Consider the following 21,732-nt stretch of genomic DNA (forward strand, 5'->3'; position numbering starts at 1 on the left):
CTTCGGTCGTGTCCAAAAAACCGCCGGCAGCCGAAGCGGGTGCTACGGACAGTCTTATGAATGCAAGAGCCTGTCCGACACGGACAGGGCGTAGCTAGCCCCCTTGATCATCGATTTACGCATAATGGTCCCTCTTCTTGGAAAATTGCATTGTAGTCCCTCCCGTCAAAAAGATGACTAAACCCGATGCGATCCCAGATCGTCCCGCAGTTTGGCCTGCAGGCCTTTATTGTTGGAGGCTGCCCGTCTAACGCTGCCATTGGACGAGAAGTGCACTTCTGAAACGTTTGACCCCCTCTGTTCAGCAACGGGACAGTGTGTCATCGCGGCAGGAAGTGCAAGAGTATTAATGGGTTTTCATCAAGGTTAACGACGCTTACCTGCTCGTGGCTGAAGCGTCGTCGCACTCAGGACAGGACAACAGATCGCGTGTCGACACCTGAAATCATTTCTTACGAACCTGCCACCGGCGAGGAACTCTGGCGTGCGAGGACGGGGGATGTCGATGCAGCGGTGGACCGCGCACGGCGGGCCTGGCCGGCTTGGGCGGCCAAGCCGCTAGCCACCCGTATCGAACTGGTCCGGCGCTTCGCGAACGAGGTCCGCAAGGAATCGGACAAGCTGGCCACCCTGATCGCGCGCGAGACGGGCAAACCCCTGTGGGAAGCGCATACCGAGGTCGAGGCCGTCATCAACAAAGTCGACATCTCGGTCACGGCCTATGCCGACCGGACAGGCCAGAAGAAGCTCGACAGCGCACTGGGGGGATCGGCTGCGGTGCGTCACAAGCCGCATGGCGTGATGGTCGTGCTCGGCCCCTATAATTTCCCGGCACACCTGCCCAACGGCCATATCGTTCCCGCGCTGATTGCCGGCAACGTCGTCATTTTCAAACCGAGCGAGAAGACCCCGGCGGTGGGCGAACTGCTGATGGAATGCTTCAACAAGGCGGGCATCTCCGCCGCTGTCGCGCAGTTCTTCGTCGGTGGGCCGGAAGAAGGGAAAGCGCTGGTCGCACATCCCGGCACGGACGGCGTCCTGTTCACCGGCAGCGCGCAGGCTGGTATCGCCATCAACAAGCGGCTGGCAACGAACCCGGGCAAGATCGTCGCGCTGGAAATGGGCGGCAACAATCCTCTGGTCGTCACCGATACGCCGCTGGTGACCGACGCTGCGGTCCTGATCGTCAAATCCGCCTTCACCACTGCCGGACAGCGGTGCACGGCCGCCCGCCGCCTGATCGTCGTCGACAGCATGTATGACGATGTCATCGCGGAGGTGAAGCGCCTGTCCGATCGCCTGATCGTGGGTGATCCCTTTGCCGAACCGGCCCCGTTCATGGGCCCCGTTATCGATAATGGCGTGGCCGACCAGCTGGTAGAAAGCTTCCTGTATTTCCTGTCCAATGGCGGGAAGGCGATCAAGCATATGCAGCGCGCCGACGATTCCCTGCCTTTCCTCAGCCCCGCAATCATCGACACCACCGCGCTGAAAGACCGGCCGGATGTCGAGCTGTTCGGCCCGCTCCTGCAGGTGATCCGGGTGAAGGACCTGGACGAGGGTATTGCCGAGGCAAACAATACGCGCTTCGGCCTGGCGGCGTCGCTAATCGGTGGCTCGCCGCAGGATTACAACCGTTTCTGGGCCAGTGTCAGGGCCGGCATCGTCAACTGGAACCAGCCGACCAACGGGGCATCCTCGAAAGCGCCTTTCGGCGGGCTCGGCCTGTCGGGCAATCATAGGCCGGCGGCCTTCTACGCGGCCGATTACTGTGCCTATCCGGTCGCCAGCGCAGAACTGGACCAGCCGCGCGCCAGTGTCGGTGTCGGCTTCAGGGACGGCTGATAGAGGGCGATAGCATCCGCGGACGCCTTATTTCGCTTTTGAAATGACCATGTCCAGTCGCGTCTGCCCATAAGGCGTCGACACGGTATAAATCCTTGCCTCTACCCCCCGCCCCCTCGCGGTGATGCGATGCGCCGGGCCGAACATCTCGGTAGCGACATCCATGCCCTCGGCCCGGGCTTTTGCGTGGTAGAAGGCCGACACATCGTCACGGGCAACGGGCGTCAGCAGCGATACGGCACGCAGGTCGCAGTCGCCGCTCACATTCCCGGCGCCCTCCCGCAAATTCGAAAGCGGGTAGATCGGCAGGACGGAAGGCCAGTCCACGGCCCAGCGAGCGGTGTAACCGACCCCTTCCGCGCAGCGGCGGAAGGATGGGGTCATTGCCGCCATGTCCTGCAGGGCAATGGCCGCGCTGGCCGGTATGAATTCCTCTTCGTCCGGTTCGGTTACCGGGGGTAGCGGCGGAACCCTCTTGCCCAGCAATTCGGCAGCCTGTGCCTTGGCCGTCTCGATCGCTTCTGCCGTACCGACCACGGGGGGCACCGTGTTTTCCGTGCTGGATGTCAGCGCGGCATTCGCCTCGTTCCGGCTGGAAAGGTCGGGGTCGGTCATGATCTGATCGTTGACCGCCTGGACCGCTACGGGATCCCGTTCGGGCGGCAGGAAGGCCTGATCGTCGCCTTCGCCGCATCCGGCGAGGATAGCCATGGCAGCCAGGGGGAGAAAAACGCGCATCATCGCGCGCGGCCTAGCGCGATCAGGGTAAAGACCGCGCTAATGTGCGCGATCTTGTCCAGCTTCCATGCAAAAACGTCCCGGACCGGAGGATTCCGGACCGGGACGCCTTTCACGGCCTGGTGGGGTGCCGCGCCCCGCCCCCTGCTCTCGCAGGCGGCGAAGTTCGTTGATCAATTATCTGGTTGCCACCATCACCGAGGCCGGCTTAGCGGCAGCGCGAGCCGCCCCGGTCGATTTCACGGCCCAGGAGGGCACCGCCAGCTGCGCCGAGGATCGCACCCAGCGTGCGGTCCCGGGTGACTTCACGGCCGATCAGGGCGCCGGCTGCACCGCCGATGAGCAGACCGGTCGTGCCGTCCTTCTTCTGGCAGTAATACTGGCCGTCGCGGCGATCGCGCCACACGCGGGTATCGCGGTAGACCGGCTCGCCGTAATAGGCGCGCTGCTGGGTGTAGCCCCGGTCGTAATAATTGCTCTGGTGGCCGCGACCGCGCTTGTACCGCTTGTGATGCTTGCGACCGTGCTCGAACTGCATGTCGCCCATCGGCTGGACGCTGGACACGCCGAACGACGTATTGGCGGCGATACCGTGGCCGGCAGGTGCGGCAGCGGCAGGAGCGGAGATGGCCATACCGGCGGCTGCGATGAGGCCGAGGGTGGCGGTCTTGGCGGTGCTGATCATTGCGTAATTCCTTGGTTCGTTTGGTCGTCTGCCGGGCCGTCCACCGTGACCCCTTCGACACGTTCAGCAATACGCCCTGTTTCCTGAACGGAATGCAACCGCGTTGTCAGATTGCGAATTTGCGATGAAGCGAGGCAATCCGGCAGACGAATTGACGGTTGCTGCTTTGGTTGCAGCGGCTTACCCGGCGCGGGTGAGCACATCCGACATCCCGGCGCCGCAGGGCGCTCTCCCCACCGGTGACCCCGGCACCTCTGATTCGGGCCGCTCCGGACTACCCGCTGCGCTCGCAGCCTATCTGATCTGGGGGCTCCTCCCGCTCTACCTGATACTGGTGTCGAGCGTGCCGCCTTTCGAGTTCGTTGGCTGGCGCATCGTCTGGACCCTGCCGATCTGCGCGCTCATCGTGAGCGTGCGCGGACAATGGGGCGAGATCCGCGCGGCCCTGTTCAATTTCCAGACGCTGAAGATCCTGCTGGCGACCGCGACCCTGATTGCGATCAACTGGTTCGTCTATGTCTGGGCAATCCAGACGGGCCATGTCTACGCGGCCAGCCTCGGCTATTACATCAATCCCCTCCTCAACGTGTTGCTGGGGACGGTTTTGCTGGGCGAGAAATTGTCCCGCCTTCAATGGACCGCGGTCGCGCTTGCCGCTGCCGGCGTAGCGGTCCTCGCCGCAGGTGCGCTGACCACGCTGTGGATCAGCCTGACCCTGGCATTCAGTTTCGGCACCTACGGTTTGCTGAGAAAGCGTGTGCCGGTTGGTGCCCTACCCGGTCTGACGGTCGAAAGCGGGCTCCTGCTGCTGCCCGCGATGGGCATTGCCGCATGGTACGCGGCTTCCCCCGCAGGAAGCGCCTTCGACGATTCGCTGCTCCTCAGTCTCGCAATCATCCTTGGCGGCGTGCTGACGGCTATTCCGCTATGGCTGTTCGCCGTGGCGGCAAAGCGCATGGCCTATTCCACGCTGGGCTTCATCCAGTTCCTCGCCCCGACCATCGTCTTCGTGCTGGGCCTGACCGTGTTCGAGGAAGAATTGAAGCCGGCGCAGGCCCTGTGCTTCGCGCTGATATGGATCGCGCTGGCGCTGTTCGTCTGGGACCTCTGGTCGAAATCGCGCGTCAGGCCAGCCGCCAGCTGAGTTCCTGCCCGGCATGGAAAGGAACGATCGGTCCGCCGCCGGCTTCCAGCGTTTCGGGCACTACGTGGCTTTCCCGCTTGAGCGTGATCGTGCCCTCATTGAGCGGCAGTCCGTAGAATGCCGGGCCGAATTCGCTCGCAAACCCTTCCAGCCTGTCCATCGCGCCTTCCTGGTCGAAGACTTCGGCATAGCTTTCGATGGCGAAGGGCGCATTGAAGATACCGGCACAGCCGCAGGCGGTTTCCTTCGCATCCTTCGCATGGGGCGCGCTGTCGGTGCCGAGGAAGAATTTCGGGGAGCCGGAAACCGCCGCCGCCCTCAGAGCCAGCCTGTGCGTTTCCCGCTTGGCCACCGGCAGGCAGTAATTGTGTGGCCGTATGCCGCCGACCAGCATGGCATTGCGATTGATGTGGAGATGCTGCGGAGTGATCGTCGCGGCGACCGTTGGCCCGGCGTCATTCACGAAATCGACCGCATCCTTGCTCGTGATATGCTCGAAGACGATCTTCAGCTCGGGCAGGTCGGCATGGAGCGGCGCCAGCGTTCGGCGGATGAACTCCTCCTCGCGGTCGAATATGTCGATGTCGCTATCGGTCACCTCGCCATGAATGCACAGGATCATCCCGATCTGCGCCATGCGTTCGAATACCGGGCGCAGCTTCGCAATGTCGCTGACCCCGTGGGAGGAATTGGTCGTCGCATTCGCCGGATACAGCTTGGCCGCCGTGAAGATACCGGAAGCATACCCCTCAGCCAGGTCGTCGGCATCGGTATCGTCGGTAAGGTAACAGGTCATGAGCGGGGTGAAGCCGGACCCATCCGGTAGCGCCGCCAATATGCGGTCGCGATACTGAGCCGCCGCGGCAGAGGTCGTCACGGGCGGCGACAGGTTCGGCATCACGATCGCGCGGTCGAACTGGTTTGCAGTATACTGGACCACATCGGCCAGCATGGCGCCGTCGCGTAGGTGAACGTGCCAGTCGTCGGGGCGGCGGATCGTCAGTGTCTGTGTCATCGGCGCCTGCCATAAGGAGGCGCACGGCCTGTTTCCAGACGCTTTGCAGAAGGGCGGGCGAATTGCCGGAACGAACCGGATTAGGGACACTCTCCCTTGACCGCATCGCAGGAAGGCCCAGTTTGTCCGGTATGACCGCTTCCCGACTGTTCGACCGCGCGCTCGTGCGACTGACCCCTTCCGATGGAGGCGAGGACGTCCCCGATTTTCTGCAAGGCCTGCTGACCAATGACGTCAAAGGGCCGCTTCCCGCCTACGCCGGATTGCTAAGTCCGCAGGGCAAGTGCCTGTTCGACATGATAGTCTGGCCTGCGGGCGACGGCGGCTTGATGCTCGACTGCGAAGCGGCCGTGGCTGACGAACTGGTCAAGCGGCTGTCCCTCTACCGGTTGCGCCGAAAGATCGACATTTCGGTAGATGCCGGGTTCGGCGTTTACTGGCAGGCCCAGCAAGGCGACGGCGGCGCTCCGGATCCAAGACTGCCCGCTCTGGGCCAGCGCTGGATCGCTCCGGTTGGCGAAGCGGACGCAGCGGCCGATGCGGCATGGCGCAACCACCGCCTTTCGCTCGGCGTGCCGGAAGGCCGCGAGGAACTCGGTGACATCCTGTGGCTGGAAACAAACGCTGCCGAGCTGAACGGGGTGAGCTTCGCCAAGGGTTGCTATGTCGGGCAGGAGAACACTGCCCGGATGAATTGGCGCCAGAAGGTCAATCGGCGGCTGATCGTTCTTCCTGCCGATCGGGCCGAGGAGAAGCGGGTGAAGAAGGCGCATGACGACCTGGGGCTGGTCGTCGCCCATATGCGTGTCGCCGATATCGACCCCGACGTGACGCCGGAGTGGATGCGGTTGACGGCGGAAGACTGACCCGCCTGCCGGTCCAGGCCGGCGCGCCCTACCCCGCCCCTTCCCTGTCCATCGAAGCCTGTATCAGGGACGCATCGATGATGTTGGCCGCCATGTCGCGCGCCGTGGAGCTTCCCAGCTTCAGGGATTGCGCCAGCGGTGCGCCTATCAGCGACTGGCCGAGAGCCAGAAGCACGACCGCCAGCGTCGCCTCGTGGGCAACGCGCGTTTCCTCGCGGTCGCTTTCTTCCGGATGGAGGTCGTGCACGAGGTTATGAATGGTCTCGACGAAGGGTTCGATCGAATCCTCGTGGCCCGTCGCCAGCATCCAGCTGACGAGCGCGCCCCCGCCTTCCTTGTCGAAAGCGTCGAACGCGATATCGACCACTTCGCGCGGCGTACCGAGCCCGGCGCGATTGGCCCGCACCGCTTCCGCAACGCTTTCACAGACCGTTTCCGCAAGATGCGAGGCAAGCGCGCGCTGCAGGCCGGACGCCGAGCCGAAATGATGCAGCAGGTTCGCATGGGTGCGCCCGATCCGTGCGCCCACCGCCTTCAGCGTAACCGCCTGGGGCCCCGCCTCGATCAGCAAGGCACGGGCGGCAGAAAGTGCGGAAGCGCGCGATTCCTCGGGCGAAAGTCTTTTGCGAGTGGCCATTGCAGCCGCTGATAGAGTGCGCTCGCGCCTGCGACAAGCATCGCTGCAAATCGCTTATTGACATATATGTCAGTAACGTTATTGACATCATTGTAAGTTAAATCGAGGACGCCATGAACGCCCATACCTCCATCCAGTCCGAAGCTACCTCCCCCTCGGGAAGCCCCGCCGATCTGGAAATTCGCATCCGCGACGAACGGTTCAACCGCAACACCTCCCCCAATCGCTGGTGGGCCGGTGATGCGTTCGGAACGGCGTGGCACAATGCGCTGTCTGCCACCTTCCCGCGCGGAGAAGCGTTCTTTATCGAGGCGGTGAAGGCGCACCGGCCCCAGCCCGGCGAAGGCGCAAACCCCAGGTTGGAGGCGGAGATCCGCGCTTTCGTGCGGCAGGAAATCAATCACACGCGCGAACACATCGCGTTCAACCGCCTGGCTTCCGATGCGGGTTACGACATCGCGAAGATCGACGACCGGGTCCGTGAAATGCTGGAACTGACGAAGGGCCGGCCCGCTATCGCCAACCTCGCGGTCACGATGGCTCTGGAACACTATACGGCCATGATGGCGCACGAATTCCTGGCCAACCCGAAGCATTTCGAGAATGCCGATCCCGAAGTGCGCGACATGTGGCGCTGGCACGCCGTGGAAGAGGTGGAGCACAAGGGCGTGGCTTACGATACCTGGCTGCACGCCACGCGCGACTGGAGCGGCTGGAAGGCGTGGAAGGTCCGCTCGCTGACCATGCTGCTGGTGACGGCGCGTTTCTTCAAGAACCGCTGGGCCGACACCATCGAGCTTCTCGCCCAGGACGGCATCACCGGGTGGAAGGCGCGCTGGGGCCTCTTCAAGTACCTGACCGTCAGCCCCGGCGTCGTGCGCCGGATTTTCCCCGCCTGGCTGTCCTATTTCAAGCCGGGTTTCCATCCGTGGGACCATGACGACCGCGAATTGATCGGCAAGTATGAAGGCGAATTCGAAGCCGCATTGCTGCCTGCGGAGTAATAAACCTCTCTCCAAGGAGAAGCCCCGGTACCGTTTGCGCGGTAGCGGGGCTTTTTCTTGTACGCTGTCCGGCGGAATCAGGCGGCGCGGCGTTCTGCCTGAAGCAAAGCGCCCTCGCCCAGACTTAGCGCATATTCGGCGGTCGGCGCGGCTTCACCGCGGCCGCAACTATGGCGCTCCACGATCCGGCCCGTGGGCTGGAAGGCGAGCTTCTCCAGCACCCTACCGGACGCGGGATTGTCGAGGAAATGGCTTGCGACTACGCGGCCATGCCCCAGGGTCTGCGACACTTCCAGCACGGCCTGGCAGGCCTCCGTCGCATAGCCCTGACCCCAGTGCTGCCGCGCGATCCAGTAGCCGAGTTCCACATCACCATCAAGCGGATCGATACCTACGCAGCCGACCAGGGACGCATCGTCGGCCCGGGTGATCAGGAAGCGGGGGTAATCGAAGGCGATCGGCAGCTCGACAAATGCGCGCGCATCTTCGGGTGAATAGGGCCACGGGGCGCGCGCGAGATTACGCACGACGCCTTCGTCGGCGATCCCGCCGAGCACCTGGCTCCAGTCCTCTGGCCATGGGGGCCTGAGCAGCAATCTTTCGCTGCGATGAAACACTGCACTTCTCCTCATCCGTGCCCCGATGCATCCAACTAGCGGTGCATCATGACGGTTTCCTGTCGCCAATCGCAAAATCGGCTGACCGGAGAGGGAGAAACGACAAGAGGGAGACGGGCTCCCTGTGAACCAGGAAAGCCCCATCTCCCTCTACGTGTGCCGGTGGTAAACCCGGCTGGGACCGTCCCGGTGGACGGATCCCTTATCGAACCGTCCGTTTATTCGGCTGCTTCCGCAATCGCATCGACCGATACGTATTTGCGCGCCTGTTTGCCGGTGTGGAATCGCACCACGCCGTCTTCGAGCGCGAACAGAGTGTGGTCCTTGCCCATGCCGACATTGGTGCCGGGATAGAACTTGGTGCCGCGCTGACGCACGATGATGTTGCCAGCAAGAACGCCCTCGCTGCCGAATTTCTTGACGCCAAGACGACGGCCGGCTGAGTCGCGGCCGTTGCGGGATGAACCGCCTGCTTTCTTATGTGCCATGGTCCGGGTTCCTTACTTCTTGTCGTCGGCCTTCGGGGCCGCTTTCTTGGCTGCGGGCTTCTTCGCAGCGCTCGTCTTCTTCGGAGCAGCCTTCTTCGGGGCCGCCTTGGTTTCCTCTGCCGGAGCATCGGAGGCCTTCGCAGCCTTCTTCGGCGCGGCCTTTTCGGCCTTGCTGTCACCGACCTGCGTAATGCGCAGGAGGGTCATCATCTGGCGATGACCGGCCTTGCGGCGGTAGTTGTGACGGCGACGCTTCTTGAAAACCGTCACCTTCTCGCTCTTCGCCTGCGCGATGATTTCGGCCGACACCGTCACCTTGCTGGCATCGGCGATCGAATCGCCTTCACCTGCAAGCAGGACGTCGCCCAGCGTGATGGTCTCGCCAGCTTCCCCGGCGAGTTTTTCGACTGCAATCTTGTCTCCGGCGGCAACCCGATACTGCTTGCCGCCTGTGCGCACGATAGCGAACATGGCTTATCTACTTCCGTTTTAGTTGCTGTGCCGACCCCTTGCAGGAACGGCGCGCCGGACGAACCGCCTGATGGCAGTGCCCGGAAAGATGGTCGCCGTTAAGGCACGGCGGCCGCCAAGTCAACGACCGATCGCCCGGAATCTGGCGCGGCACGGACTCTTTCCCCGCATCCCCATTATCCGGTCGGGTGTCGCCCACCATGCAGGGTGGCGCGGCCCCCCGCACGTGGTAAGGGCACATGGTATGGAAAGTCCGACGATGACCTTCAAGCTTCTCATGGCGCCAGCCGTCCTTCTCGCCCTGTCCGCATGTGCCGCAGCGAGCAGCGACTATCCCTCTCTCGCCATCCGCGACGCCGAACGGCCGCGCGGCGCGATCGACGCCCCTCCCCCAGCCGAACCCACCCCGCCTCCACCGCGCGTTGTCGGAGCGGACATTCTGCGACAAGTCTCTGACCTGCGAAGCGAGGCCGCGTCGGCGCACCAGCGTTTCCTCCGCTCGGCCCCGGCGGCTCGCCGTGCCGTCGCCGCAGGCGCCGGTGCGGCCCGCGCCAGCGATGCATGGGCGAGTGCGCAGGTCGCCCTGGCCGATCTTGAAACCCAGCGTTCGCGAACGGCCATTCCCTTGGCTGATCTCGACGAGCTTCTCGTCTCGCAGGCGACCGCCTTCGACCCGGTAGCCGAGATCGCAGAGGCCCATGCGGAAGTCACCGCGTTGGTCGAAGAGGAAGACCGCGTATTGGCAGGCCTGCGTTCACGGATTCGCTAGTGAACCTGGAATGCGCCTCCTGCCCTGTTCGCGACCGGGCCGCCTGCGCAGTCCTGTCGGATCAGGAGCGGACCGACCTGGCAAGCGCCGGCCGGACGCGGCTGCTCTCCAGAGGCGAGGTCCTCTTTTCCGCAGGCGACGATAACGATGCCTGTGCCACCCTGCTGACCGGCGCGCTCAAGGTGTCGTCGGTCGATGCAGCGGGAGAGGAACGCATCCTCGCCCTGATCCATCCCGCAGGGTTCGTCGGCGAGATGTTCCGCCCCTTCACCGACCACGACGTTACCGCGCTGACCGATTGCCGGCTGTGCATATTCTCGCGCGCATCGATGGAGCAGGCGCTGGAGCGGCATCCGGCGCTCGCGACCGCCCTGCTGCGGCGTTCGCAGGACGAACTGCACGCCGCGCGGTCCCTGCTGCAACTGACCGGCAAGCAGGATGCGGGAACACGGCTTGCGGGCCTGATCCTTTCGCTCGCCAATGCGGCCAGCCATTCCCCCTGTCACCCGGCACGAACCTTCGACCTGCCTCTGACGCGCGGCGAAATGGCGCAAATGCTGGGTATCACGATAGAGACGGTCAGCCGCCGCCTTTCGCAGCTGGAGAAGGATGGCATTATCGCCAGACACGGCAAACGCGGGATCGAACTGGTCGATCCCGCGCGCCTCTCCGCCCTCTCGGGACCTCTTTAGCGGCTGCCCCTCAGGCCACGATCGCAGCAATGGTCACGCAGGCGAGGCCCCAGAAAACGATCAGGACGGGCAGGATCAGCATCTGGATCGCCGCATCCCGCGATTTGAGCGGTCCGGTATGGGTCATGATGCCCTGGCTGCGAAACGCCGCCATGCTCAGCGGCCTGGCGTCGGTCGGCGGGTCCAGCCGCGCCCAAAGTGCCGGGACGCCGAACCCGGCCACGATGAACAGGGCGAAGATCGCCATCGGGATGATGAGACCGGGCGAACGCATGCCCGCTGCCATGATACCGAGAAATCCGAGATAGAGCGCCACGGTCACACCGTAGAGAGCCTTCGGCATTTCGAAGGTGCGGTCGACTTCGTGCGGCTTTTCCTGCGGCAAAGGCAGGGTATCGTGAACGATGGCATTGGCGGCAAGCACGTGGCGGGCGAGAAGATCGGACATCGGGAAATCCTCCATTGGTGTCGGAGGACCTTGTGCACCGACACGCGTCGGCGCGCTTTGACGCAGGTCAAACTGCGAAGATTATTCCGCCCGCTGCCAGCGTTCCCGGTCGGAATGGTCCGATTGGCGCGGGGTTATCCAGTGCCATGCACCATCGTCGCCGCTTCCACGGCGCTCCCGCTTCCAAAACCACGCGGCGGTTTTCAGGTGATCCATTACGAAATCTGCCGCCTCGAACGCTGCGCGGCGGTGACGCGCCGCCGCCGCCACCAGCACGATCGCCTGTCCGGGGCGAAGCATGCCCACCCGGTGCCAAGCCAGCACCCCGTCGAGATTCCAGCGCCGTATCGCTTCTGCCGCAATGACTTCCATACCGGGCAGGGTCAGCGGCTCGTAATGCGTCAGTTCCAGTGCCTTCACGTCGCCGTCCGGCCTGACCTTACCGGTAAAGCTGGTCAGACCGCCCGACGCCGGATGGGCAGCGTTGAATGCAGCCAGCGCCTCCCCCACGGAGAAGCCGCTTTCCCACACGCGCACATCGGCGGGCGTCGCTATCTGCAGCCTAGCCACCGCTGACCGGCGGAAGCAGTGCAACCTCGTCGCCCTTTTGGGCATCGAGACCGGTCTTGTCGGAAAGCACGCTGCCGCGGCACGCGACGTGGACGCGGCTATCCTGCAATTGCTCGGCCACTCGGGACGATACCTGCGCCAGCAATCCGGCCCAATCCAGTGGGGCTGCGAAAACGCGTTCCTCCGCCCCTTCGAGATCGGCCAGCGGCCCCAGGAAAAGTACGCGAACCATCTTCAGCCCCCGGTCATCGACATGTGACGGTCCAGCGCAGGCGCTTCGCCCACACCAATACGGAAATGATGTCGCTCGGGCTTGATCGCCATAGCCTCGTCCAGCGCGGCCTCGAGGTTTTCCCGTGGTTTTTCAGACCGGAGGGCGGCGCGCAGATCGACACGTTCTCCGCCGCCGAGACAGGGAAACAGCTGCCCGGTCGTGGTGACACGGATGCGGTTGCACCCGGCGCAGAAATTCTCGGTCAGCGGTGTTATCAGGCCGAGCAGTCCGCGGGTTTCCTCCACCCGGACATAGCGCGACGGGCCGCCGGTGCGGTGGTCCGACGGTTTCAGCGTCCAGCGCTGCTCCAGTTCACGGCGCACCCTGGACAGGGGCAGGAAACGGTCGATGCGGTCTTCGTCCACCACGCCCAGCGGCATGGTCTCGATAAGCGTGATACCGTGCCCCTCGCCATGCGCCCATTCGACGAGGGAGGGGATTTCATGCTCGTTAACCCCCTTCAGCGCGACCGTGTTGATCTTGACCGCGATGCCGGCAGCCTTCGCCGCCGCTATGCCCTCCAGCACCTGCGGCAATGCGTCGCGCCGGGAAAGCGTCCTGAATGTTTCCCGGTCCAGCGTGTCGAGCGAGACGTTGATCCGCGCCACCCCGGCATCGCGCAAGGCAGCCGCATGGGTCGCCAGCTGCGTGCCGTTCGTCGTCATCGTCAATTCGTCCAGCCCATCGCCGACATGGCGGCCAAGGGCGCGGACGAGATCGATCGCGTCACGGCGGACGAGGGGTTCTCCTCCGGTCAGGCGTATCTTGCGCACGCCGCGATCCATGAAACCCCGGGCCAGCGCATACAGCTCCTCGAGGTCCAGCACTTCCTTGCGCGGCAGGAAGGTCATCCGCTCCGGCATGCAATAGGTGCAGCGCAGGTCGCAGCGATCCGTGATGGATAGACGCAGATAGGTGATCCGGCGTCCGAAACCATCGACCAGGTTCCGCCCGACCGTCACCAAACGTCTCCTTGCCCCGGCGCGAATTCGTTGCTGCCTGCTTCGAGCGGAAGATACTGTCCCGTGACAGCCTCGGCCATGGCGAGATATTCGGTCGTGGCCGCCCTTGCGCGGGGATCGTCGCCCCCGATCACATTGACGCGGACAGGGGCATGAAGCCGTGCCATGTCGCGCGCTGCTGCACGTCGCCAGTCGGCGTGATCGTAAGGCGCGGCTGGCAGGACCAGAACGACGCTGCCCGCACCATCGGCAATGGCATGGGCCACCGCGCCTGAAAACCGTTCGTAGAAAGTGGCGGCCGCTTCCAGCGCCCCCGGCGCGAGCGGACCGGTCTCGATGACGACCTGCGTCGAGCCCGGCACAGCGCCTGTCATCGGCGCTCGCGGGACAGGGTGATACCGATCTTTTCCGCGCCTACGGCGATGGCCAGCTTCACGATGTGGACCGTCACGCTCAGCACGTTCTCGTCCTGCGCGAACAGCGTGTCGCAGATATGGTCCGCGACCGATTCGATAAGCTTGAAATGCACCCCTTCGGGCAGGGCCTCGGTGGCGGCGAATTTCAGGTCCATGTAATTCTTGCTGGATTCGAGCGGCGTATCCGGTTCGTACCTGTCGGCAACCTTGTACCCGACCTCTATCGTGATGCGCAGGGGCTGGGGCTTGCCGGTCTCTTCCGAATAGATACCGGTCAGGACATCGGTTTCGATGTCGGCAAAGCGAAGGGTCAGCGAATCGGCCATCGGGCGACTGTCTAGCGCGGATTCGACCAGCGCGCGAAGATTGCCGTCGGCAGCAAGCGACCATCCTCGCCCGTCTCGCGCACGGCGAGGTCGCCATGCTCGATACTGCCGGGCAGATCAGCGAAAATGTCCGCCAGCAATGCGCCGAGCGAGAGGCTGCTCATCCGCACGGCATAGACGGTCAGGAACAGGAAGCGGCTGTCACTGTCCAGCAGAGCACGGCAATCGCGCACCAGCGGGGCGAGCCCCTCCTCGATACGCCAGGTCTCGTTCTTCGGACCGCGCCCGAACTTCGGCGGATCGAGAATGATGCCGTCATACCTCTTGCCGCGCCTCACCTCGCGTGCGGCGAATTTGGCGGCGTCGTCCACCAGCCAGCGGATCGGGCGATCGTCCATTTCCGCCAGTGCAGCATTGTCACGCGCCTGCGCGACCGATTTCTTCGATGCGTCGACATGGGTCACCGGGCCGCAATCACTCAATGCCTGCGTGCCCACCCCGGTATAGCCGAACAGGTTCATCGTGCTGGCATCCGGCGTTCCCGCCAGTTCCGAACGCATCCAGTCCCAGACGGGGGCCATGTCGGGGAAGAATCCGAGATGGCGGAACGGCGTATTGTGAGCTGTGAAGCGAGTTTCGCGCCACGCCAGCGGCCAGCCCTCCTGCGGCACATCGGGTGAAAGTTGCCAGCGCCCGCCGCCATCCTCGTCCGCGCCGGGGATGAATTCGCCGTCGGCCTGCCAGTCCTCTCCATCCTGATTGAACCGGGGCGACCACATCGCCTGCGGTTCCGGACGGATAAAGCGGTAAGGCCCGAACTGCTCCAGCTTGCGGCCCTCGCCGCTGTCGACAAGGGTGTAGTCGTCCCACCCCTCGCCCGCCATGACGACGGGTTGTTCGACAAGCTGCGCCATCAGGCGCTCGGGCTGGCGTGTTCGAGGATGTAAGCGGTCAGGGCTTCGTAATCCCCCGGCAGGGATACGCACCGTTCCTCGCGCGAGAACAGGTCGCCCATTCTTGCCGGGAGCGCTGGCCGCGTTCCGGTTGCGCGCTCCACCGCATCGCGGAATTTCGCCGGATGCGCTGTTGCCAGTGTGACCACCTGGACATCGGACGGCAAATCGGCCTTCATCGCGGCGTCGAAACCGATGGCCGTGTGCGGGTCGATGACCTGCCCGCAATATTGATGCGCGCGCCGCATGGTCTGCGCCATGGCGTCCTGATCGACCCGTATGCTGGTGAAGAGTTCCGCAGCACTGCTTCGCTGAAGGTCGCTCAGCATCATGGCGCGGCTTGTCTCGAACCCTGCCATTTGCGTGGCCAGTGCAGCTCCGTCGCGCCCGCCGCAATCGAACAGCAACCGCTCGAAATTAGAACTGACCTGTATGTCCATGCTGGGCGCTGCAGTCGGGGTGACTTCTCCAGCGGAATAATCGCCTGCCGAGAGAGCGCGGTGGAGGATATCGTTCACATTGGTCGCCACCACCAGTTTCGCGACCGGCAGGCCCATTTTCGCTGCGACATAGCCAGCGAACACATCGCCGAAATTGCCGGTGGGAACGCTGAAGGCGATCGGTCGGTCCGGCGCGCCGAGCTGCAGGGCGCTGGTGAAGTAATAGACGACCTGCGCCAGAAGCCGCGCCCAGTTGATCGAATTGACCGCGCCAAGCCTCAGCGTGCCCTTCAGCGCGTCATCGCCGAACATGCGCTTTACCGCGGCCTGTCCGTCGTCGAAACTGCCGGAAATCGCGATGTTGTAGACATTGGGCGCGAGAACGGTCGTCATCTGGCGACGCTGCACGTCGCTGATGCGGCCTTCGGGATGGAGCATGAATATCTCAACCCCGTCGCGCCCCGCCACAGCGTCGATGGCCGCGCTCCCCGTATCGCCGCTGGTTGCGCCGACCAGGGTCAGCTTTTTCCCGCGGCGGGACAGGAATTCCTCGAACAGCAGGCCCAGCATTTGCAGGGCAACGTCCTTGAACGCCAGAGTCGGTCCGTGAAACAGCTCCATCAGCCAGTGCTGCTGGTCCATCTGCACCAGCGGAACCACGGCCTTGTGCGAGAAGCGGCCATAGGCCTGCTCGGTCAGTTCGCGCAGCCTTTCGGGCGTCAGCGAATCGCCGATGAAGGGCTCCATCACCCGGGCAGCGACTTCGGCGTAGGGGAGCCCGCGCATGGCCGTGATTTCGGCAGCGGAGAATTGCGGCCATTCTTCCGGCAGGTAAAGCCCGCCATCGCTGGCGAGGCCGGCAAGGGTCACCCCTTCGAAGTCGAGGACGGGGGCGGAGCCGCGGGTCGATACGTAGCGCATGGCGGGGTGCTAGCGGCGGCCCGCGGCTGCGACAAGAAAGCTAGTCTTCATCATGGTCGAGATCGTCCACCTGCCGCGCCGTGCGAACATCGCCATCCCCGTCACGAAGACGGCGCCGGATCGCCAAGAAATAAATGACGAGCGCCGTGAGGGCGAAGAAGAACCACTGGCCGGCATAGGCCAGATGGTTGTTGGGCAGATCGGCAGGGTCGGGCGGTGCAAGGGCGATAAGTCCCGCTCGCGGCGGATCGGCAAGCAGGCGCGGACCCGGCGCTATGATTCCCGTCACCTGCCCGCCGGTCCATTGCGGGCCGCCGGGCGCTCTGGTCCAACCGAGCGCGATTTCCGTCTCGCCGCCACCTGCCAGTTCGCACCGGGCAATCTGCGCCCAGCCCTTCGCGCCGCGTTCGCTGGTCCCGGCGGTTGCACGCCGTTCGACAACCCGCTCGCATTCGACCGAACTGCGACGATAGAGGACGGGCTCTGCCGCCTCTTCGGATCGCGGGTATCGGACCGGCGCGGCAATTTCGCCGGCCCCGGCATAGCGGGCCAGCATCGCGTCCTTCTCGTCCGCGCGGTCCAGCTGCCAGAATCCCAGGCGGATCATGACCAGCACGGCGACCAGGACGATGATGGTCGGTATCAGGGGAAGTTTCTTCGTCACCCGTGATTGCTCCGTGCTTCGCGCGCGCCGTGCCGGAATTCCGACGCGATCAGAGCCCCCTTCGCCAGTCTCAGGCCGACAAGCGTCAGGACAGTGATCAATGGCAGCCACAAGATTGCGTGGATCCACACGGGCGGTGCCAGGGCAACCTCCATCCATGTGGCCAGCCCGACCACAAGAGTCCCGACGAGCAGGATAAGGAAAGCGGCAGGTCCGTCGCCCACATTGAACTTGGCGAAATCAAGACCGCAAGCGCGGCAGGTCGCAGCAAAGCTGACGATCCCGCGAAACAGAGTGCGCTCCCCGCAACGCGGACACAAACCGAAAAGGGCAGCCTGCCAGATGGCGGGCTGCCCCTTTTCGTGGTCCGGCGAGCCGCCTGAACCGGTCACTGCCATCAGTGGTATTCGGCGCCCCAGCCGCCCCAGACATAGACGACGATGAACAGGAACAGCCACACGACGTCGACGAAGTGCCAGTACCAGGCCGCAGCTTCGAAACCGAAGTGCTGGCGCGGGGTGAAGTGGCCCTTGTACGTACGGGCAAGGCAGACGATCAGGAAGATCGTACCGATCAGGACGTGGAACCCGTGGAAACCGGTCGCCATGTAGAACGCCGAGCTGTAGGTGTTGCCGCCGAAAGCGAACGGCGCGACGCCATATTCGTACACCTGGACGAAGGTGAACAGCGCGCCCAGCAGGATCGTTGCCCACAGACCCTTCTTCAGGCCTTCGCGGTCGCCGTTCAGCAGCGAATGGTGGGCCCAGGTCACGGTCGTGCCCGAACACAGCAGGATCAGCGTGTTGAGCAGCGGGAGATCGAACGGATTGAGGACTTCCTCGATCGCGGCAGGCGGCCAGACGCCGCCGACGACTTCGGAAAGCTCGCTCGGGAACAGGGCGAAGTCGAACCAGCTCCAGAACCAGCCGACGAAGAACATCACTTCGGACGCGATGAACAGGATCATGCCGTAACGCATGTGAAGCTGCACGACAGGCGTGTGGTCGCCGCGCTCCGCCTCGTTCACGACTTTCGAGAACCAGCCCCAGAACGTTGCGATCAGACCTGCGATACCGAGCCCCAGAACCAGCCAGGCGTTCGCCATGTCGTGCATGTAGAGAACCATGCCGGACGTGAAGGTCAGGCCCGAAAAGGCACCGACCAGCGGCCAGATGTCGGGATCGAGAATGTGATAGTCGTGATTGACGTTACCGGCCATGGGTCGCGTATCCTGCTTGGTAGTCCTGAATTCGTATGGCTGCCCCTAATACGGCAGCGCGCGGTGGTCTAGAGGGCGGGTGCCCGCAAGTGTCAGCTTTCTTCGTCGCTCTCGCCCGGAATTGCCTTGTGGAAGGTGTAGCTCAGCGTGATCTGCTCCACGCCCTTCGCGTTTTCGTCCTCGAGAATGGCGGGATCGACGTAATACAGAACCGGCATCCGCACTTCCTGCCCCGGTTGCAGCGTCTGCTCCGTGAAACAGAAGCACTGAATCTTGTTGAAGTATTTACCCGCCTGTTCCGGTTCGACATTGAAGGTCGCCGTGCCGGTAATCGGGACGGAAGACGTGTTCTTCGCGGTATAGAATGCCATGTCGCGCACGCCGATCTGCACCGTGTCGGTCGCCTGCGCCGGCTGGAAGACCCATGGCACGTCGCGCGCGGTGCTGGCATCGAACCGGACGGAAATCGGCTTCGCCCCGGCACTGGCGGCCAACCGCTCTGCAATCGCGGCGTCGGCTTCGCTTGCCACCTGTGTCGTTCCGCCGAAACCGGTCACCCGGCAGAAGAGATCGTAAAGCGGTACGGCGGCGTAGCCAAGGCCGAGCATGGCCAATGCCAGGCCGATCGCCATCAGGCCGGTCCGGGCGTTGCGATTCTCGTCTACGGGGATGCTTGCCATCAGTCGCCCATCCTGACGATGGTGATGGCGTAGAACAGGACGACGAAAAACAGCAGCAGCAGGCCGAGCGCGACATTGCGCGACTTGCGGCGGCGTTCCAGTTCGGCTTGTTCTTCAGGTGTCATGGAAGGCATCATACAGTGTCCAGCAGCGGCGTCACATACCGGTCTAGGACCAGTACGGCGAACAGGGCGAAGAGATACAGGATGCTGAAGGCGAACAGCCGCTTTTCCGGCTTCATCGTATCGCCTTCGACGCTGCGGCGCGTCGCGACCGGAACGCTCAGCGCAATGAAGGCGAGCGTCAGGACCAGCGCTGCGATGCCGTAGATAACACCCGTACCGCCGATCAGCCACGGCGCTATGGCGATAGGCAGGAGCAGTACGGCGTAAATGAGGATCTGCTTGCGGGTGCTGACCTCGCCGCGGACGACCGGCATCATCGGGATGCCGACTTTCGCGTAATCCGACTGCACGAAAAGTGCCAGCGCCCAGAAATGCGGGGGCGTCCACATGAAGATGATGGCGAAAAGCAGCAGCGGCATCGCCGTGATCTCACCGGTCGCGGCAATCCACCCGATCAGTGGCGGAAACGCCCCTGCCCCGCCCCCGATGACGATGTTCTGCGGTGTGCGCGGCTTCAGCCACATGGTGTAGACGACGGCGTAGTAGATGATCGACACCAGCAGCACGCCGGCTGCCAGCCAGTGTACGGCGAGCCCCATCGTCATGACCGAGAATGCCGACAACAGGAGGCCGAAAGTCAGGGCATCGCCCCTCGCCATCCTGCCACCGGGGATCGGGCGGTCCTTCGTCCGCTTCATCCCCGCATCGAGGTCGCTTTCCCACCACTGGTTCAGCGTGGCGGCCCCGCCCGCGCCCAGTGCGATGCACAGGATCGCAGTAAAGCCGATAACCGGGTTGATGCCGACAGGCGCCGCCAGCAATCCGCACAGCCCGGTAAAAATCACCAGGCTCATGACGCGCGGCTTGGTCAGCGCGAAGAAATCGCGCCAGTCGCTCGGCAGTGCGTTGGCAGAGGGTGTCGCGGCGGTCATCGGATCTTACAGTTCTCTATCGGTTTTCCTGCAACAGGGGGCGCACCATCGCTGATGCGCCCCCTCGATCTCTGGTCTGCGTCGGTCCGCTGACTGGCGAACCGGTCGCTTACGCCTTGGCAGGCGAAGACATGTGATCGTGGTAATCGTGATGGTCTTCGATCACCGGGAGGGTTTCGAACTGGTGATACGGCGGCGGGCTGGGCAGCGTCCATTCCAGCGTCGTCGCACCTGCGCCCCACGTATTCGCTTCAGCCTTGCGGCCCGCGGTGAAGGCGTAGGCAAGGTTCACGAAGAACACGAGCATCGAACCGGCCATGATGAGATAGCCGTAGGAAGCGATCTCGTTCCAGTAGGCGTAGGCTGCCGTATAGTCCGGATAGCGCCGCGGCATGCCCTGCATCCCGAGGAAGTGCATCGGGAAGAAGATCACGTTCACGCCGATGAAGAACAGCCAGAAGTGAAGGTGGCTCAGGAACTCGCTGTGCCAGCGGCCGCTCATTTTCGGGAACCAGTAATAGAAGCCCGCGAACATCGAGAAGACCGCACCCATCGACAGCACGTAGTGGAAATGCGCCACCACATAGTAAGTGTCGTGCAGGTTGTCGTCGATACCGCCATTGGCAAGGACCACGCCCGTCACACCGCCGACGGTGAACAGGAAGATGAAGCCGAGCGACCACACCATGGGCGACTTGAATTCCAGGCTGCCGCCCCACATCGTGGCGATCCAGCTGAAAATCTTAACACCGGTCGGCACGGCGATGACCATCGTCGCGGCGGTGAAGTACATCTTCGTGTTCACGTCGAGACCGACGGTATACATGTGGTGCGCCCACACGATGAAGCCGACGACGCCGATCGCGACCATGGCGTAGGCCATGCCGAGATAGCCGAACACGGGCTTGCGGCTGAACGTCGCCACGATCTGGCTGACCATGCCGAAGCCCGGCAGGATCATGATGTAGACCTCGGGGTGACCGAAGAACCAGAACAGGTGCTGGTAGAGAACTGGGTCGCCGCCGCCTGCCGGGTCGAAGAAGGTCGTACCGAAGTTACGGTCCGTCAGCAGCATGGTGATGGCGGCTGCCAGGACCGGCAGGGCCAAGAGCAGCAGGAACGCGGTCACCAGGACCGACCACACGAACAGCGGCATTTTGTGCAGGGTCATGCCCGGTGCACGCATGTTGAAGATCGTGGTAATGAAGTTCGTCGCGCCGAGGATCGAGCCTGCGCCCGCGAGGTGAAGCGAGAAAATCGCGAAGTCGACGGCCGGACCGGTCGATCCGCTCGTCGAGAGAGGCGCGTATACGGTCCAGCCCGTGCCCGCACCCAGACCCGTGCCGCCCGGCACGAACAGGGAGAACAGCAGCGAGATGAAGCCGACCACGGTCAGCCAGAACGAGATGTTGTTCATCCGCGGGAACGCCATGTCGGGCGCGCCGATCATGAGCGGGACGAACCAGTTGCCGAAGCCGCCGATCATGGCCGGCATGACCATGAAGAAGACCATGATCAGGCCGTGCGCCGTGATCAGGACGTTCCACATGTGCAGGTTGGCGTCGAAAGCAGCCTCGCCGCCCATCAGTTCGACCCAGTAACCCAGGACCTGGATACCCGGCTCGGCCAGCTCTGCGCGCATGATCCCCGAGATGCCGCCACCGATGATCCCCGCGAAAATCGCGAAAATCAGGTACATCGTACCGATGTCCTTGTGGTTGGTGGACATGAACCAGCGGGCGAAGAAGCCCGGCTTGTGATCGGCGTCGTGATGTGCGCCGTGAGCCGTATCCTCTGTGTGGGCCTGGTAGCCTTCAGCGGTGGTAGCCAT

29 protein-coding genes are annotated in these 21,732 nt (G+C 63.6%); 7 read left to right on the forward strand and 22 right to left on the reverse strand.

Translation table 11 applies throughout. The annotated features are described in order from the left end of the window. The first annotated feature begins 429 nt into the window (after nt 1–429). Nucleotides 430–1,845 (forward strand): succinylglutamate-semialdehyde dehydrogenase, encoded by a 1,416-nt coding sequence (astD, locus tag ACGHJ7_RS12485; RefSeq protein ID WP_390478179.1) that lies wholly within the window; start codon nt 430–432, stop codon nt 1,843–1,845. 27 nt (nt 1,846–1,872) lie between these two features. Here astD and ACGHJ7_RS12490 read toward each other — a convergent pair whose 3' ends face one another. Together ACGHJ7_RS12490 and ACGHJ7_RS12495 are read right to left on the reverse strand one after the other, a co-directional pair. After that, nucleotides 1,873–2,586 carry a hypothetical protein gene (locus ACGHJ7_RS12490; protein ID WP_390478181.1) on the reverse strand — a complete coding sequence of 238 codons (714 nt, stop codon included), beginning with the start codon at nt 2,584–2,586 and terminating at the stop codon, nt 1,873–1,875. Between the two features lie 205 nt (nt 2,587–2,791). Beyond that, nucleotides 2,792–3,268: a glycine zipper 2TM domain-containing protein gene (locus tag ACGHJ7_RS12495; protein ID WP_390478184.1), complete on the reverse strand. Its 477-nt coding sequence runs from the start codon at nt 3,266–3,268 to the stop codon at nt 2,792–2,794. A gap of 208 nt (nt 3,269–3,476) precedes the next feature. On the opposite strand from ACGHJ7_RS12495, the gene rarD reads away from it, so the two are divergent. Beyond that, complete coding sequence (gene rarD, locus ACGHJ7_RS12500; RefSeq protein WP_390478328.1) at nt 3,477–4,412, forward strand: EamA family transporter RarD; 936 nt, start codon at nt 3,477–3,479, stop codon at nt 4,410–4,412. On the opposite strand, the gene pyrC is transcribed toward rarD, so the two are convergent. Beyond that, nucleotides 4,393–5,427, reverse strand: a complete 1,035-nt coding sequence (pyrC, locus tag ACGHJ7_RS12505) for a dihydroorotase (RefSeq protein ID WP_390478187.1) — start codon at nt 5,425–5,427, stop codon at nt 4,393–4,395. The two genes, rarD and pyrC, sit on opposite strands and share 20 nt — an antisense overlap. Before the next feature lie 131 nt (nt 5,428–5,558). Between pyrC and ACGHJ7_RS12510 the strand changes: the two genes are divergently transcribed. Beyond that, nucleotides 5,559–6,293, forward strand: a complete 735-nt coding sequence (locus tag ACGHJ7_RS12510; protein ID WP_390478188.1) for a YgfZ/GcvT domain-containing protein — start codon at nt 5,559–5,561, stop codon at nt 6,291–6,293. A 28-nt stretch (nt 6,294–6,321) separates the two neighbouring features. On the opposite strand, the gene ACGHJ7_RS12515 is transcribed toward ACGHJ7_RS12510, so the two are convergent. After that, nucleotides 6,322–6,930 (reverse strand): TetR/AcrR family transcriptional regulator, encoded by a 609-nt coding sequence (locus ACGHJ7_RS12515; RefSeq protein WP_390478191.1) that lies wholly within the window; start codon nt 6,928–6,930, stop codon nt 6,322–6,324. Here ACGHJ7_RS12515 and ACGHJ7_RS12520 point away from each other — a divergent pair. Both ACGHJ7_RS12520 and ACGHJ7_RS12525 read left to right on the forward strand, forming a co-directional pair. Continuing rightward, nucleotides 6,917–6,991 carry a hypothetical protein gene (locus ACGHJ7_RS12520; protein ID WP_390478330.1) on the forward strand — a complete coding sequence of 25 codons (75 nt, stop codon included), beginning with the start codon at nt 6,917–6,919 and terminating at the stop codon, nt 6,989–6,991. The genes ACGHJ7_RS12515 and ACGHJ7_RS12520 overlap by 14 nt on opposite strands. A gap of 52 nt (nt 6,992–7,043) precedes the next feature. Beyond that, a complete protein-coding gene (locus ACGHJ7_RS12525) occupies nt 7,044–7,934 on the forward strand; it encodes a metal-dependent hydrolase (RefSeq protein ID WP_390478194.1) in 891 nt (296 codons plus the stop codon). A 77-nt stretch (nt 7,935–8,011) separates the two neighbouring features. Here ACGHJ7_RS12525 and ACGHJ7_RS12530 read toward each other — a convergent pair whose 3' ends face one another. From ACGHJ7_RS12530 to rplU, 3 genes are all read right to left on the reverse strand, one after another. Next, entirely contained in the window at nt 8,012–8,551 is a 540-nt protein-coding gene (locus ACGHJ7_RS12530) for a GNAT family N-acetyltransferase (protein ID WP_390478197.1), read from the reverse strand. A 218-nt stretch (nt 8,552–8,769) separates the two neighbouring features. Further along, entirely contained in the window at nt 8,770–9,039 is a 270-nt protein-coding gene (gene rpmA, locus ACGHJ7_RS12535) for a 50S ribosomal protein L27 (RefSeq protein WP_390478200.1), read from the reverse strand. 12 nt (nt 9,040–9,051) lie between these two features. Continuing rightward, nucleotides 9,052–9,510, reverse strand: a complete 459-nt coding sequence (gene rplU / locus ACGHJ7_RS12540; RefSeq protein WP_390478202.1) for a 50S ribosomal protein L21 — start codon at nt 9,508–9,510, stop codon at nt 9,052–9,054. Nucleotides 9,511–9,769: 259 nt separating this feature from the next. Here rplU and ACGHJ7_RS12545 point away from each other — a divergent pair, with 259 nt between their 5' ends. Both ACGHJ7_RS12545 and ACGHJ7_RS12550 read left to right on the forward strand, forming a co-directional pair. Beyond that, a complete protein-coding gene (locus tag ACGHJ7_RS12545) occupies nt 9,770–10,279 on the forward strand; it encodes a hypothetical protein (protein WP_390478203.1) in 510 nt (169 codons plus the stop codon). After that, nucleotides 10,279–10,971: a Crp/Fnr family transcriptional regulator gene (locus ACGHJ7_RS12550; protein ID WP_390478206.1), complete on the forward strand. Its 693-nt coding sequence runs from the start codon at nt 10,279–10,281 to the stop codon at nt 10,969–10,971. The genes ACGHJ7_RS12545 and ACGHJ7_RS12550 overlap by 1 nt, the downstream gene beginning before the upstream one ends. Nucleotides 10,972–10,981: 10 nt before the next feature. Here ACGHJ7_RS12550 and ACGHJ7_RS12555 read toward each other — a convergent pair whose 3' ends face one another. The 15 genes from ACGHJ7_RS12555 to ctaD form a co-directional block, all read right to left on the reverse strand. After that, entirely contained in the window at nt 10,982–11,419 is a 438-nt protein-coding gene (locus tag ACGHJ7_RS12555) for a hypothetical protein (RefSeq protein WP_390478209.1), read from the reverse strand. Nucleotides 11,420–11,500: 81 nt separating this feature from the next. Continuing rightward, on the reverse strand, nt 11,501–11,989 hold the full coding sequence (locus ACGHJ7_RS12560; protein ID WP_390478212.1) for a molybdenum cofactor biosynthesis protein MoaE: 489 nt from the start codon (nt 11,987–11,989) through the stop codon (nt 11,501–11,503). Continuing rightward, nucleotides 11,982–12,221: a MoaD/ThiS family protein gene (locus tag ACGHJ7_RS12565; RefSeq protein ID WP_390478215.1), complete on the reverse strand. Its 240-nt coding sequence runs from the start codon at nt 12,219–12,221 to the stop codon at nt 11,982–11,984. The genes ACGHJ7_RS12560 and ACGHJ7_RS12565 overlap by 8 nt, the downstream gene beginning before the upstream one ends. A gap of 2 nt (nt 12,222–12,223) precedes the next feature. Then, complete coding sequence (gene moaA / locus ACGHJ7_RS12570; protein WP_390478217.1) at nt 12,224–13,225, reverse strand: GTP 3',8-cyclase MoaA; 1,002 nt, start codon at nt 13,223–13,225, stop codon at nt 12,224–12,226. Next, nucleotides 13,222–13,599, reverse strand: coding sequence for a Rossmann fold domain-containing protein (locus ACGHJ7_RS12575; RefSeq protein WP_390478220.1), 378 nt, complete (start codon nt 13,597–13,599; stop codon nt 13,222–13,224). Before ACGHJ7_RS12575 ends, moaA begins: the two co-directional genes overlap by 4 nt. Further along, nucleotides 13,596–13,967 (reverse strand): dihydroneopterin aldolase, encoded by a 372-nt coding sequence (locus ACGHJ7_RS12580; RefSeq protein ID WP_390478222.1) that lies wholly within the window; start codon nt 13,965–13,967, stop codon nt 13,596–13,598. The genes ACGHJ7_RS12575 and ACGHJ7_RS12580 overlap by 4 nt, the downstream gene beginning before the upstream one ends. Before the next feature lie 11 nt (nt 13,968–13,978). After that, nucleotides 13,979–14,881 (reverse strand): class I SAM-dependent methyltransferase, encoded by a 903-nt coding sequence (locus ACGHJ7_RS12585; protein WP_390478225.1) that lies wholly within the window; start codon nt 14,879–14,881, stop codon nt 13,979–13,981. Then, complete coding sequence (gene thrC / locus ACGHJ7_RS12590) at nt 14,881–16,281, reverse strand: threonine synthase (protein ID WP_390478228.1); 1,401 nt, start codon at nt 16,279–16,281, stop codon at nt 14,881–14,883. The genes ACGHJ7_RS12585 and thrC overlap by 1 nt, the downstream gene beginning before the upstream one ends. Nucleotides 16,282–16,321: 40 nt before the next feature. After that, nucleotides 16,322–16,945: an SURF1 family protein gene (locus tag ACGHJ7_RS12595; protein WP_390478230.1), complete on the reverse strand. Its 624-nt coding sequence runs from the start codon at nt 16,943–16,945 to the stop codon at nt 16,322–16,324. Next, complete coding sequence (locus tag ACGHJ7_RS12600) at nt 16,942–17,337, reverse strand: DUF983 domain-containing protein (RefSeq protein WP_390478233.1); 396 nt, start codon at nt 17,335–17,337, stop codon at nt 16,942–16,944. The genes ACGHJ7_RS12595 and ACGHJ7_RS12600 overlap by 4 nt, the downstream gene beginning before the upstream one ends. A gap of 5 nt (nt 17,338–17,342) precedes the next feature. Then, nucleotides 17,343–18,164: a cytochrome c oxidase subunit 3 gene (locus ACGHJ7_RS12605; protein ID WP_390478236.1), complete on the reverse strand. Its 822-nt coding sequence runs from the start codon at nt 18,162–18,164 to the stop codon at nt 17,343–17,345. 92 nt (nt 18,165–18,256) lie between these two features. Continuing rightward, a complete protein-coding gene (locus ACGHJ7_RS12610; protein WP_390478238.1) occupies nt 18,257–18,844 on the reverse strand; it encodes a cytochrome c oxidase assembly protein in 588 nt (195 codons plus the stop codon). Beyond that, a complete protein-coding gene (locus tag ACGHJ7_RS12615) occupies nt 18,844–18,969 on the reverse strand; it encodes a hypothetical protein (RefSeq protein WP_390478239.1) in 126 nt (41 codons plus the stop codon). Before ACGHJ7_RS12615 ends, ACGHJ7_RS12610 begins: the two co-directional genes overlap by 1 nt. 8 nt (nt 18,970–18,977) lie before the next feature. After that, nucleotides 18,978–19,901, reverse strand: a complete 924-nt coding sequence (locus ACGHJ7_RS12620; RefSeq protein ID WP_390478241.1) for a heme o synthase — start codon at nt 19,899–19,901, stop codon at nt 18,978–18,980. Between the two features lie 109 nt (nt 19,902–20,010). Beyond that, nucleotides 20,011–21,732 carry a cytochrome c oxidase subunit I gene (gene ctaD / locus ACGHJ7_RS12625; protein WP_390478244.1) on the reverse strand — a complete coding sequence of 574 codons (1,722 nt, stop codon included), beginning with the start codon at nt 21,730–21,732 and terminating at the stop codon, nt 20,011–20,013.

The organism is Altererythrobacter sp. MTPC7 (genome assembly GCF_042851395.1).
Classification (GTDB): Bacteria; Pseudomonadota; Alphaproteobacteria; order Sphingomonadales; family Sphingomonadaceae; genus CAJXSN01.

What these genes read in the sequence shown, in the direction of transcription:
- ACGHJ7_RS12490 (WP_390478181.1), bottom strand. Translation starts at nt 2,586, where the DNA reads ATGATGCGCGTTTTTCTCCCCCTGGCTGCCATGGCTATCCTCGCCGGA.
- ACGHJ7_RS12495 (WP_390478184.1), bottom strand. Translation starts at nt 3,268, where the DNA reads ATGATCAGCACCGCCAAGACCGCCACCCTCGGCCTCATCGCAGCCGCC.
- pyrC (WP_390478187.1), bottom strand. Translation starts at nt 5,427, where the DNA reads ATGACACAGACACTGACGATCCGCCGCCCCGACGACTGGCACGTTCAC.
- ACGHJ7_RS12510 (WP_390478188.1), top strand. Translation starts at nt 5,559, where the DNA reads ATGACCGCTTCCCGACTGTTCGACCGCGCGCTCGTGCGACTGACCCCT.
- ACGHJ7_RS12515 (WP_390478191.1), bottom strand. Translation starts at nt 6,930, where the DNA reads ATGGCCACTCGCAAAAGACTTTCGCCCGAGGAATCGCGCGCTTCCGCA.
- ACGHJ7_RS12525 (WP_390478194.1), top strand. Translation starts at nt 7,044, where the DNA reads ATGAACGCCCATACCTCCATCCAGTCCGAAGCTACCTCCCCCTCGGGA.
- rpmA (WP_390478200.1), bottom strand. Translation starts at nt 9,039, where the DNA reads ATGGCACATAAGAAAGCAGGCGGTTCATCCCGCAACGGCCGCGACTCA.
- rplU (WP_390478202.1), bottom strand. Translation starts at nt 9,510, where the DNA reads ATGTTCGCTATCGTGCGCACAGGCGGCAAGCAGTATCGGGTTGCCGCC.
- ACGHJ7_RS12545 (WP_390478203.1), top strand. Translation starts at nt 9,770, where the DNA reads ATGACCTTCAAGCTTCTCATGGCGCCAGCCGTCCTTCTCGCCCTGTCC.
- ACGHJ7_RS12555 (WP_390478209.1), bottom strand. Translation starts at nt 11,419, where the DNA reads ATGTCCGATCTTCTCGCCCGCCACGTGCTTGCCGCCAATGCCATCGTT.
- ACGHJ7_RS12565 (WP_390478215.1), bottom strand. Translation starts at nt 12,221, where the DNA reads ATGGTTCGCGTACTTTTCCTGGGGCCGCTGGCCGATCTCGAAGGGGCG.
- ACGHJ7_RS12575 (WP_390478220.1), bottom strand. Translation starts at nt 13,599, where the DNA reads ATGACAGGCGCTGTGCCGGGCTCGACGCAGGTCGTCATCGAGACCGGT.
- ACGHJ7_RS12580 (WP_390478222.1), bottom strand. Translation starts at nt 13,967, where the DNA reads ATGGCCGATTCGCTGACCCTTCGCTTTGCCGACATCGAAACCGATGTC.
- ACGHJ7_RS12585 (WP_390478225.1), bottom strand. Translation starts at nt 14,881, where the DNA reads ATGGCGCAGCTTGTCGAACAACCCGTCGTCATGGCGGGCGAGGGGTGG.
- thrC (WP_390478228.1), bottom strand. Translation starts at nt 16,281, where the DNA reads ATGCGCTACGTATCGACCCGCGGCTCCGCCCCCGTCCTCGACTTCGAA.
- ACGHJ7_RS12605 (WP_390478236.1), bottom strand. Translation starts at nt 18,164, where the DNA reads ATGGCCGGTAACGTCAATCACGACTATCACATTCTCGATCCCGACATC.
- ACGHJ7_RS12610 (WP_390478238.1), bottom strand. Translation starts at nt 18,844, where the DNA reads ATGGCAAGCATCCCCGTAGACGAGAATCGCAACGCCCGGACCGGCCTG.
- ACGHJ7_RS12615 (WP_390478239.1), bottom strand. Translation starts at nt 18,969, where the DNA reads ATGACACCTGAAGAACAAGCCGAACTGGAACGCCGCCGCAAGTCGCGC.
- ACGHJ7_RS12620 (WP_390478241.1), bottom strand. Translation starts at nt 19,901, where the DNA reads ATGACCGCCGCGACACCCTCTGCCAACGCACTGCCGAGCGACTGGCGC.
- ctaD (WP_390478244.1), bottom strand. Translation starts at nt 21,732, where the DNA reads ATGGCTACCACCGCTGAAGGCTACCAGGCCCACACAGAGGATACGGCT.